Here is an 11,405-nt window from a genome sequence, read left to right as displayed (position 1 = left end):
TTTTTCGTATGCGGGCTGTCAAATTGCTCTCACCCGCAACTCCTTCGGCATGGAGAACGTCACGTTCTCCGGCCGCCCTTCCAGCTCGGCCATGCCGCTGGCGCCCCACTCTTTCAGGCGTTCGATCACCCCACGCACCAGCACCTCAGGTGCCGATGCGCCGGCGGTGATGCCGATACGCTCGACGCTCTCGAACCATTCGCGCTTGAGGTCCTCGGCGCCGTCGATCAGATAGGCCGGGGTGTTCATGCGCTCTGCCAGCTCACGCAGACGGTTTGAGTTTGAGCTGTTGGGGCTGCCGACCACCAGTACCACGTCGCATTCATCGGCCAATTGCTTTACCGCATCCTGGCGATTCTGCGTGGCGTAGCAGATGTCATCCTTGCGTGGACCACCGATGCTCGGGTACTTGCTGCGCAGCGCGTCGATGACGCGACTGGTGTCATCCATGGACAACGTGGTCTGGGTGACGAATGCCAGCGCCTCGGGGTTGCGCACCTGCAGCTGGGCGACGTCCTCTTCATCCTCGACCAAGTAGATCGCGCCGCCATTGCGCGCGTCGTACTGCCCCATGGTGCCTTCGACTTCCGGGTGGCCCTGGTGGCCGATGAGGATGCACTCGCGCCCTTCACGACTGTACTTGGCCACTTCCAGATGCACCTTGGTCACCAGCGGACAGGTGGCGTCGAACACCTTCAGGCCGCGTTTCTCGGCTTCCTGTCGAACGGCCTGCGAAACGCCATGGGCGCTGAAGATGACGATGACGTTGTCCGGCACCTGATCCAGCTCCTCGACGAAGACCGCACCGCGGGCACGCAGGTCTTCCACGACGAACTTGTTGTGCACGACCTCATGTCGCACATAGATCGGAGGACCGAAGACTTCCAAGGCGCGGTTGACGATTTCGATGGCGCGATCTACACCCGCGCAGAAGCCGCGAGGGTTGGCGAGTTTGATTTGCATGATGGGTCTCGGCACGCGAAGGCTTAATGACGGGAGAGTGTAACGCGATACGTGCGGGCATTCTTGGATGCCCTTTCGCCAGCCGGCGGAAGCGAATGCTCCGCCAGCTGCCAGCCGGTTACGCCGGTTTGACGTCGATGATCTCGACTTCGAAAGTCAGGGTCTTGCCAGCCAGGGGGTGATTGAAGTCGACGGTGACCTGATTATCATCGAAGGCTTTCACCACCCCCGGCAGTTCGGTGCGGGCCGCATCCTGAAAGCTCACCATCAAGCCTTCGGAAAGCTCCATCCCGGCGAACTGGCTGCGCGGCATGACCTGCACGTTCTGCGGATTGACCTGACCGAAGCCCTGCTCCGGCGCAATCTGCAGGGTGCGCTTGTCACCGGCCTTCAGCCCGTAGAGCTGCTGCTCGAAACCTGGCAGCAGGTTGCCGTCGCCCACCTTGAAAGTGGCCGGCTTCTTGTCGAACGTGCTGTCGACCAGCTCACCCGTTTCCAGGCCGAGCGCAAAATGCAGGGTGACTTCCTTGTCCGGCCCAATGCGCTGTTCAGTCATGTGCAGCTTCTCCGGTCTTGTTGCTCTTGAACATGTCCAGCGCCAGCATCACGGCACCGACGGTGATGGCGCTATCGGCGATATTGAACGCGGGGAAATACCAGCGATTCTGCCAATGCACCAGGATGAAATCGACCACATGGCCCAGCACCACTCGGTCGTAGAGATTGCCAATCGCGCCGCCCAGAACCAGCGCCAGCGCGACGGCCAGCCAGGTTTCGTTCGGCTTTAGACGCTTAAGCCAGACCACCAGAACAGCGCTGACGCCAATCGCGATCACGGCAAACAACCAGCGCTGCCAGCCACCGTGATCAGCGAGGAAGCTGAACGCCGCACCGGTGTTATAGGCGAGCGTCCAGGCGAAATAGCCCGGGATCACGTCGACTTTCTGGTACAGGCTGAAATTGGCTTCGAAGTAATGCTTGGTGGCTTGATCAAGGACGATCACCAGCACACTGAGCCACAGCCAGGCGAGCCTGCCGAAACGCGCACTCATTGCCCAGTCTCCGGCGCACTGATCGTCCGCTGCATATCACGCATAGTGACGAACCTCACCAGCGCCTTCGATATTCTCCACGCAGCGACCGCAGATCTCCGGATGCTCGGCATGAGCACCGACATCCGGGAGGTGATGCCAGCAACGCCCGCACTTGCTGTGTTCGGTCTTCTTTACCACCAGCTTGAGGCCGGCCAATTCGCTCTCCACAGCCTCGGCTGGCGCCTGAGCCAGCGGAGCGATATCGACAGCAGAGGTGATCAGCACGAAACGCAGCTCGTTACCCAGCTTGGCCAATTCCCCAGCCAGCGCGTCTTCTGCATACAGCGTGACTTCCGCCTGCAGGTTGCCGCCAATGGTTTTCGCCGCCCGCTGGTTTTCCAGCTCCTTGTTCACCGCGGTCTTGACTGCCATGACCTTGTCCCAGAAGGCGCGATCCAGCCCGGCATCCTGCGGCAGCTCGGCCAAGCCCGTGTACCAGGTATTGAGCATCACCGACTCGTTGCGCTCGCCCGGCAGGTACTGCCAGATCTCTTCGGCGGTGAACGCCAGGATCGGTGCGATCCAGCGCACCAGCGCCTCGGCAATGTGGTACAGCGCAGTCTGGCAGGAACGCCGCGGCAGACTGTCGGCGCCGGTGGTGTACTGGCGGTCCTTGATGATGTCCAGATAGAAGCCGCCCAGCTCCTGCACGCAGAAGTTGTGCACCTTCTGGTAAACATTCCAGAAACGGTAGGTGGTGTAAGCCTCCTCGATCTCGCGCTGCAGCAGCAGCGCACGATCGATGGCCCAGCGATCCAGCGCGATCAGCTGATCATTTGGCACCATGTGCTGCGCCGGATCGAAGCCGTCGAGGTTCGAGAGCAGGAAGCGCGCGGTGTTGCGGATACGCCGGTAGGCATCGGCGCTGCGCTGCAGGATCTGCTTGGATACCGCCATCTCGCCGGAATAGTCGGTGGCCGAAACCCACAGGCGCAGGATGTCGGCGCCCATGCTGTCGGTGATTTCCTGCGGCGCGATCACGTTGCCCAGCGACTTGGACATCTTGCGGCCGTTCTCGTCCACGGTGAAGCCGTGGGTCAGCAGGCCCTTGTACGGCGCATGACCGTCGATGGCCGCGCCGGTCAGCAGCGAAGAATGGAACCAGCCGCGATGCTGGTCGGAGCCTTCCAGATAGAGGTCGGCACGCGGGCCGCTTTCGTGGCCCATGGGGTGAGATCCGCGCATCACATGCCAATGGGTGGTGCCGGAATCGAACCAGACGTCCAGAGTGTCAGTGATCTTCTCGTACTGCGCCGCTTCCTCGCCGAGCAACTCAGCCGCGTCCAGCTTCGACCAGGCCTCGATACCGCCCTGTTCCACACGCAGGGCCACCTGCTCCATCAGCTCGACAGTACGCGGGTGCAGCTCGCCGCTTTCCTTGTGCAGGAAGAACGGAATCGGCACACCCCAGGTCCGCTGGCGCGAGATACACCAGTCCGGACGTCCGGCGATCATGCCGTGCAGGCGCGCCTGCCCCCAGCCCGGGACGAATTCGGTCTGCTCGATGGCGTCCAGCGCACGGCGGCGCAGCGAACTGCCGTCGTGGGCGACCTTGTCCATGCCGACGAACCACTGCGCCGTGGCGCGGTAGATCAGCGGCGTCTTGTGCCGCCAGCAGTGCATGTAGCTGTGCTGGATCGACTCATGCTTGAGCAGCGCGCCAACCTCGGCGAGCTTCTCGACGATCGCCGGGTTGGCCTTCCAGATGAACTGGCCACCAAAGAACGGCAGGTCGGAGACATAGACACCGTTGCTCTGCACCGGGCCGAGAATGTCGTCATTCTCCATGCCGTAGTGTTTGCAGGAACGGAAGTCGTCCTCGCCGTAGGCCGGCGCAGAATGGACGATACCGGTGCCAGCGCCGGTTTCCACATAGTCGGCCAGGTAGACCGGGGCGAAGCGCTCGTAGAACGGATGGCGGAAGCGGATCAGCTCCAGCGCCTTGCCTTCGCAACGGGCGATGATTTCACCGGCCAGGCCGTAGCGCTGCAGACAGGACTCCACCAGCTCCTCGGCCAGCACCAGCAGACGCTCGCCGGTGTCGACCAGCGCATAGACGAACTCGGGATGCACGTTCAGCGCCTGGTTGGCCGGAATGGTCCAGGGCGTGGTGGTCCAGATCACGATGCTGGCAGGCTTGGCCAGATTGGGCAGACCGAACGCAGCAGCCAGCTTGTCGGCATCCTCGACCGCGAAGGCGACGTCGATGGCATCGGATTTCTTGTCCTGATACTCGACTTCCGCTTCGGCCAGCGCCGAACCGCAGTCGAAGCACCAGTTCACCGGCTTCAGGCCCTTGAAGACGAAGCCACCCTCGACCAGCTTGGCCAAGGCGCGAATCTCGCCAGCTTCGTTGGCGAAGTCCATGGTCTTGTACGGGTTGTCCCAGTCGCCCAGGACGCCGAGGCGGATGAAGTCGGCCTTCTGCCCTTCGATCTGTTCGGCCGCGTAGGCACGGCAGCGCTCGCGGGTCAGATCAGCCGGCTGGTTCTTGCCGAAGGTAGTCTCGACCTTGTGCTCGATCGGCAGGCCGTGGCAGTCCCAGCCCGGCACATAGGGCGCGTCGAAACCGGCCAGGGTGCGCGAGCGGACGATCATGTCCTTGATCACCTTGTTCACCGCGTGGCCAATGTGAATGTTGCCGTTGGCATACGGCGGGCCATCGTGCAGGACGAACTTCGGGCGACCTTCGCCGATCTGCCGCAGCTTCCGGTACAGGTCAATGCTGTTCCAGCGCTGCAGAATCTCCGGCTCGCGCTGTGGCAGACCGGCCTTCATCGGAAATGCCGTGGACGGCAGATTGAGGGTCGCTTTGTAATCGGTCATTTCAGTCCTGACTCGTCATAAGGGGTGAAGCCCGCCAGTAATCACGGGCAGCGGCGATGTCGGCATCAATCGCCGTCTTGAGCGCCTCCAGCGAGGCGAAACGCTGCTCGTCGCGCAGCTTGCGATGAAAGGTGACCTGCACCAGACGCCCGTACAGGTCGCCCTGATAGTCGAGCAGATGCACTTCCAGGTGTGGTTTACCATCACTCTCGACCGTGGGCCGCATGCCGATGTTGGCGACACCGGCGAGAGACTTGCCGTCCAACTCGAGACTGACCAGGAACACGCCGCTCAGCGGCGTGTTGCGGCGCTTGAGCTGCACGTTGGCAGTCGGTGCGCCGAGCTGGCGACCTAGCTTTTGCCCATGCATGACCCGACCGGTGATACCGAACGGCCTGCCGAGCAGCGCCTCGGCGCAGGCCAGATCACCCTCTGCCAGCACCTGGCGCAGCCGCGTACTGCTGACCCGCTCGCCATCCACCTCGATGGTGGTCGCGGCCTCGACCGAGAAGCCTTCGGCCGCGCCGGCCTTGAGCAGGAAGTCGAAATCGCCGGCGCGGTCGCAACCGAAACGGAAATCGTCACCCACCTCCAGGTGCTGTACGCCCAGACCTTCAACCAGCGTGGCATGGACGAACTCGGCGGCGCTCAGCTCACGCAGGCGGCGATTGAACGCCAGACACAGCACCAGATCGACGCCCTGCTCGCTCAGCAGCTGCAGCTTTTCACGTAAACGGGTCAGGCGTGCCGGCGCCTTGTCCGGCGAGAAGAACTCGCGCGGCTGCGGCTCGAAGATCACTACGCAGCTGGGCAGCCCCAATTCGGCAGCACGCTCGCGCAGCCGCGCCAGGATGGCCTGATGCCCCCGGTGCACGCCGTCGAAATTGCCGATGGTGGCGACGCAACCCCGATGCCGGGGTCGCAGATTGTGAAGGCCTCGAACCAGCTGCATACCGCACTTCTTGCTTGAAAAGTGGCCGATTATACGCATGTGCCGAGCATCCCGGACAGGTTTGCGCCGCCCGTGAATCGTCGATCAATGCCGCAAATGCCGCGGCCGTAGCCCCGTCAGCAGCAGCCCACCGGCAAATGCCGCCAACCCTGCGCCAACGAGAATCCCCAACCGCAGCGCCCGCTGCTGCCAACCCCAGGCAAACCACTCTTGTGCCGGCACATTGAGCCACCAGACCACCGCCACCATTGCTGCGCAGGCAGCCGCCAGGCGCAACCCGAACGGCCACCAGCCAGGCGCCGGGCGATAGACCCCGACCTTGTACAAGCCCCAGAACAACAGCACCGCGTTGAGCATCGAGGATAACGACGTAGCCAATGCCAATCCCACGTGCTGCAACGGCCAGATCAGAATCAGGTTCATCACCATGTTTGCGACCATGCAAATGACCGCGACGCGCACCGGAGTCTTGAGGTCCTGACGCGCGAAGAAGCCCGGCGCCAGCACCTTGATCAGCATGAACGCCAGCACGCCCAGCGAGTAAGCCTGCAGGGCCCGTGCCGACTGAACCACCGCTTCTTCGCTCATGGCGCCGTAGTAAAACAGGCTGGCGATCATAGGCTCGGCGAGGATACCCAGCGCCAGCGCCGCGGGGACGCCCACCAGCAGCACCATGCGCAACGCCCAATCAACCGTCGCCGAGAACGCCTTCGGGTCTTCGCCGGCGTGCTGACGCGACAGGCTCGGCAGGATCACCGTACCAATCGCGATACCGAACGCCCCCAACGGCAACTCGGACAGGCGGTCGGCGTAGTACAACCAGGAGACGCTGCCGGTCTGCAGGAAGGACGCGAGCACCGTATCGAGCAGCAGATTGATCTGACTGACCGAGACACCGAACAGCGCCGGCACCATGAGCAGCATGATACGCCGCACCCCCTCATCACCCCGCTTGACCCTTGGCCGGGGCAACAGGCCGAGCTTGGCAACGTACGGCAGCTGGAAGGCCAACTGGGCGAAGCCAGCGATGAACACACCCCAGGCCAGCGCCATGATCGGCTGATCGAAATACGGGGTCAGGAACACCGCCGACATGATCATGCAGACATTGAGCAGCACAGGCGTGAAGCCGGGCACCGCGAAATAGCCGTAGCTGTTCAGCACCCCCGAGGTGAAAGCCGTCAGCGAAATCAGCATCAGGTAGGGAAAGGTAATGCGCAGCAGCTCGCCAGCCAGCTGCATCTTCGCCGGATCGTCATGAAAGCCTGGCGCGAAGACCATCACCACATAGGGCGCGAACAGCACGCCCAGCGCGGTCAGACCGGCAAGGATGAGCCCGAGCATGCCGGCGGTGCGATCCACCAGCTGCTTGACGTCGGCCAGCGTGCGCTTGGTGCGATATTCCGACAGCACCGGCACGAACGCCTGGGCAAAAGCGCCTTCAGCAAAAAGCCGACGCAGGAAGTTGGGAATCTTGAACGCAATGAAGAACGCGTCGGCTGCAGCGCCTGAACCGAAGTAGCTGGCGACGACCATATCGCGTACCATGCCCAGCACGCGTGACAGCAGGGTCATGACACTGACCACGGCGCTGGAACGCAACAATCCGCCCTTGCCGGTTTTTTCGGACATTTGTCTTCCTAGAATTGCAGCGAGATTGATCGACCGTGCGCACAGCGCCGGCCGGATCGATGGCCAGTTACGACACGAAAAGAGGCGGCGAGTTTAGCCGCAGCCCTTCTGTCCGACCAGCTTCTCACGCCATTCGACCGGGCTTGACAAGCGCCCGGCGTGTCGGCATGATTCGCGGCCTTATTTGCTTTGCAATCCCCCAAGTTTTCGAGGAGTTCGACGGTGGCCAACAGCCCTTCCGCCAAAAAACGCGCAATTCAGGCTGAGAAGCGTCGCAGCCACAATGCCAGCTTGCGCTCCATGGTTCGTACCTACATCAAGAATGTGGTCAAGGCCATCGACGCCAAAGACCTGGACAAGGCTCGCACAGCCTACACCGCAGCTGTGCCGGTCATTGACCGCATGGCCGACAAAGGCATCATCCACAAGAACAAAGCTGCTCGTCACAAGAGCCGCCTGAACGGCCACATCAAGGCCCTCGGCGAAGCTGCTGCAGCCTAACTGCAGGTTCTTGTAAAAAAAACCGGCCTAGCGCCGGTTTTTTTGTGCCTGCTTTTATGCCCCATCCCGACGAAACGAGACGACTGCGATTATTGCGTCACCGGCCAGGGCAGGATCGGAATCGCCGTCACCGCATTCTGCGGACTCCCTTCGATGACGCGATCGCTGTACACGAGATAGACCAGCGCATTGCGCGACTCATCAAAGAAGCGCACCACCTGCATGGTCTTGAACACCAGCGAAGTACGCTCCTTGAACACCACATCGCCATCCTTGAGCTTGCCCTTGATACGGATCGGGCCGACCTGACGACAGGCGATGGAGGCCTCCGCGCGATCCTCCGCCAGCCCCAAGCCACCTTTGATTCCACCAGTCTTGGCCCGCGACAGATAGCAGGTCACGCCATCGACCATGGGATCATCGAATGCCTCGACGACGATCCTGTGATTCGGCCCGAGCCACTTGAACACCGTGTCGACCGCACCGATCTCCTCGGCAACCGTCAGACCCGGCAGAGCCAACCCCACCATCAGTGCCGCAATCGCCAAGCGCATGGAAAACCTCAGACCAGAATCATGTTGTCGCGATGAATAAGTTCGGGCTCATCGACGTAGCCGAGCAGCTTTTCGATCTCATCGGATGGCCGCCCGAGAATACGCTGCGCCTCGGCCGCACTGTAGTTCACCAGACCGCGCGCCACTTCACTTCCCTGCGGCCCGACACAAACCACCATCTCGCCACGACGGAACGCCCCCTGCACCGCGCGCACTCCGACAGGAAGCAGACTGCGATTCCCCTGTCGCAAGGCATGCACAGCACCGTCATCCAACGTCAGGGTGCCGCGAGTTTGCAGATGCCCGGCCAGCCACTGCTTGCGAGCCGCATGCCGACTGCACTCCGGCGCCAGCAGCGTACCCAGGCGCTCGCCCGCCTTGAGGCGCGCCAGCACCTGCTCGATACGACCACCAACAATCACCGTATGCGCGCCGGAACGCGCCGCAAGGCGCGCAGCGCGCAGCTTGGTCTGCATACCGCCGCGCCCCAGTGCACCACCCGTGCCGCCAGCCACCGCATCCAGCGCAGGGTCGTCAGCACGCGCCTCACTGATGAGATTGGCCTCAGGATTGAAACGAGGATCGGCATCGAACATGCCATCCCGGTCGGTCAGGATGACCAGCAGATCAGCCTCGACGAGATTGGCGACCAGCGCACCAAGCGTGTCGTTGTCACCGAAGCGGATCTCGTCGGTAACCACTGTGTCGTTCTCGTTGATGACCGGCACCACACCGAGATCAATGAGCGTGCGCAAGGTGCTGCGCGCATTGAGGTAGCGCTTGCGGTCCGAGAGATCGTCGTGGGTGACGAGAATTTGCGCCGTCTGCTGATCGCAGCGAGCAAAGCTGGATTCCCAGGCGCGAATCAGCCCCATCTGCCCGACCGCGGCAGCCGCCTGCAGCTCATGCACAGCTTTCGGCCGAGAACTCCAGCCGAGACGACTCATGCCCGCCGCGACCGCGCCCGACGACACCAGCACGAGCTCCACCCCGGCCTCACGCAAGGCCACCATCTGATCGACCCAGACCGCCATCGCAGCCTGATCAAGCCCGCGACCGTCGGCGGTCAGCAGCGCACTGCCGATCTTGACCACCCAGCGCCGCGCACCGCTCACCTTGTCCCGCATCGTTCCCGCCTTCTATACGGCCAAAACACTTCCGGATCGGACTGCGCACGAGCCAGCCCACCGACCACTCGCCAGACCAGGCCGCGCAGCGGCCCGGGGGCTCGACTTAGCGCACGTAGATGATCTCGGCACCGCCCTCGTCATCATCATCGTCGTCGAAGTCGTCATCTTCGATCTCATCAGCCGCCTTGACGCCAGCGCGACGCAACGCCCGCTGATCATCCAGCTCCTGCAAGCGGGCCCGTGCCTCATCCTCGATCTGACGATCCAGCTCAGCCAGCGCTTCCGCGTAGTCAGGCTCTTCGGCAATACGCACGGTGCGCTCGTCCAGATAGCGCATGATGGCCTGGCTCAGCGCCTCGGTGCCCTCGCTCTCCAGCGCGGAGATGACAAATACCGGCCCCTTCCAGTCGAGCCGCTCGACCACCTGCCTGACGCGCTGCTCCCGCTCATCTTCCAGCAGCTGATCGGCCTTGTTCAGCACCAGCCAGCGATCACGCTGCGTCAGAGCCGGACTGAATTTTTCCAGCTCATGCAGGATGACTTCCGCCGCATCGGCCGGGTCGCTACCGTCCAGCGGGGCCATGTCCACCAGATGCAGTAGCAACCGGGTTCGCGCCAGATGCTTGAGAAAGCGAATTCCCAGCCCGGCACCCTCGGCCGCACCCTCGATAAGACCAGGTATATCGGCGATCACGAAGCTCTTGTAGCGCCCGACACTGACGACACCGAGATTCGGCACCAGTGTGGTGAACGGATAATCGGCCACCTTGGGCTTGGCCGCCGACACCGAACGGATGAATGTACTCTTGCCAGCGTTCGGCAGACCCAACAGCCCGACATCCGCAAGCACTTTCAACTCGAGCTTGAGGTCGCGCGCATCGCCCGGCTTGCCCGGTGTGGTCTGCCGCGGCGCACGGTTGGTACTGGACTTGAAGCGGGTATTACCCAATCCGTGCCAACCACCCTGAGCCACCAGCAAACGCTGCCCCGGCTTGGTCAGGTCGCCCATGATTTCCTGAGTAGCGGCATCGATCACCGTAGTGCCGACCGGGACCGGAAGAATCAGATCCTCGCCCTTGGCACCCGTACAATCGGTGCTACCACCCTTCTGCCCGTTCTGGGCATTGAAACGACGGGTATAGCGGTAGTCCACCAGGGTATTGAGGTTTTCGTCAGCCTCCAGATACACCGAGCCACCGTCACCGCCGTCGCCGCCATTGGGGCCGCCCTTTTCGATGAACTTCTCCCGGCGGAAGCTCATCATGCCGTTGCCGCCATCACCGGCCTTTACAAAAATCGATACTTCATCGACGAATTTCATGAGAACGCCTCCCGTCACAGGACGGGCTTAAGAAACAAGAAACGTAAGGGTCTTGCAAAAAACCCAGCGAAAACTGAATGAGCACCTAGCAGTTCTTTGCAAGAGCCTCACAGGATACAGAAACAAAAAAGCCCCGTCGCATGACAGGGCTTTTCCAGCAACGCCGCAGTTAGGCTGCGACGACGCTCACGTAGCGACGGCCAAAAGCGCCCTTCACTTCGAACTTGATCACGCCTTCGACTTTAGCGAACAGGGTGTGATCCTTGCCCATGCCAACGCCGTAGCCGGGATGGAACTGAGTGCCGCGCTGACGCACGATGATGTTGCCGGCCTTGATGGCCTGGCCGCCGTACATCTTCACGCCAAGGCGTTTGGCTTCTGAGTCGCGACCGTTGCGGGTAGAACCGCCAGCTTTTTTGTGTGCCATGAGTT

Annotated in this window: 11 protein-coding genes; 1 reads left to right on the top strand and 10 read right to left on the bottom strand. The window is 62.2% G+C overall.

Going from position 1 to position 11,405, the window contains the following annotated elements; genetic code table 11:
- Positions 1–18 precede the first annotated feature (18 nt).
- The 6 genes from ispH to murJ all read right to left on the bottom strand — a co-directional run bounded on the left by ispH (position 19) and on the right by murJ (position 7,467).
- Positions 19–963: a 4-hydroxy-3-methylbut-2-enyl diphosphate reductase gene (gene ispH, locus EA798_RS14165; protein WP_122099366.1), complete on the bottom strand. Its 945-nt coding sequence runs from the start codon at positions 961–963 to the stop codon at positions 19–21.
- Between the two features lie 118 nt (positions 964–1,081).
- Positions 1,082–1,519, bottom strand: coding sequence for an FKBP-type peptidyl-prolyl cis-trans isomerase (locus EA798_RS14160; protein WP_122099365.1), 438 nt, complete (start codon positions 1,517–1,519; stop codon positions 1,082–1,084).
- Complete coding sequence (gene lspA, locus EA798_RS14155) at positions 1,512–2,015, bottom strand: signal peptidase II (protein ID WP_106155783.1); 504 nt, start codon at positions 2,013–2,015, stop codon at positions 1,512–1,514. Before lspA ends, EA798_RS14160 begins: the two co-directional genes overlap by 8 nt.
- Before the next feature lie 36 nt (positions 2,016–2,051).
- On the bottom strand, positions 2,052–4,883 hold the full coding sequence (gene ileS, locus EA798_RS14150; protein ID WP_122099364.1) for an isoleucine--tRNA ligase: 2,832 nt from the start codon (positions 4,881–4,883) through the stop codon (positions 2,052–2,054).
- Position 4,884: 1 nt separating this feature from the next.
- Positions 4,885–5,835 carry a bifunctional riboflavin kinase/FAD synthetase gene (ribF, locus tag EA798_RS14145; RefSeq protein ID WP_003281562.1) on the bottom strand — a complete coding sequence of 317 codons (951 nt, stop codon included), beginning with the start codon at positions 5,833–5,835 and terminating at the stop codon, positions 4,885–4,887.
- Between the two features lie 84 nt (positions 5,836–5,919).
- On the bottom strand, positions 5,920–7,467 hold the full coding sequence (gene murJ / locus EA798_RS14140) for a murein biosynthesis integral membrane protein MurJ (protein WP_106155785.1): 1,548 nt from the start codon (positions 7,465–7,467) through the stop codon (positions 5,920–5,922).
- Between the two features lie 222 nt (positions 7,468–7,689).
- Between murJ and rpsT the strand changes: the two genes are divergently transcribed.
- Positions 7,690–7,968, top strand: a complete 279-nt coding sequence (gene rpsT, locus EA798_RS14135) for a 30S ribosomal protein S20 (protein ID WP_003281567.1) — start codon at positions 7,690–7,692, stop codon at positions 7,966–7,968.
- Between the two features lie 89 nt (positions 7,969–8,057).
- On the opposite strand, the gene EA798_RS14130 is transcribed toward rpsT, so the two are convergent.
- From EA798_RS14130 to rpmA, 4 genes are all read right to left on the bottom strand, one after another.
- The gene (locus EA798_RS14130) at positions 8,058–8,522 is read right to left on the bottom strand and encodes a CreA family protein (protein WP_106155786.1); all 465 of its coding nucleotides are present in this window, start codon (positions 8,520–8,522) and stop codon (positions 8,058–8,060) included.
- Between the two features lie 8 nt (positions 8,523–8,530).
- Positions 8,531–9,649 (bottom strand): glutamate 5-kinase, encoded by a 1,119-nt coding sequence (gene proB, locus EA798_RS14125; RefSeq protein WP_122099363.1) that lies wholly within the window; start codon positions 9,647–9,649, stop codon positions 8,531–8,533.
- 106 nt (positions 9,650–9,755) lie between these two features.
- Positions 9,756–10,973, bottom strand: a complete 1,218-nt coding sequence (gene cgtA, locus EA798_RS14120) for an Obg family GTPase CgtA (RefSeq protein ID WP_106155788.1) — start codon at positions 10,971–10,973, stop codon at positions 9,756–9,758.
- Positions 10,974–11,142: 169 nt separating this feature from the next.
- A complete protein-coding gene (gene rpmA / locus EA798_RS14115; RefSeq protein ID WP_015278103.1) occupies positions 11,143–11,400 on the bottom strand; it encodes a 50S ribosomal protein L27 in 258 nt (85 codons plus the stop codon).
- Between the last annotated feature and the right edge of the window lie 5 nt (positions 11,401–11,405).

The sequence above is a fragment of the Pseudomonas songnenensis genome, assembly GCF_003696315.1.
GTDB classification, from domain to species: Bacteria; Pseudomonadota; Gammaproteobacteria; order Pseudomonadales; family Pseudomonadaceae; genus Stutzerimonas; species Stutzerimonas songnenensis.
Note: the sequence above shows the minus strand (reverse complement) of the source record. Positions and strands in the feature narration are given on the sequence as shown.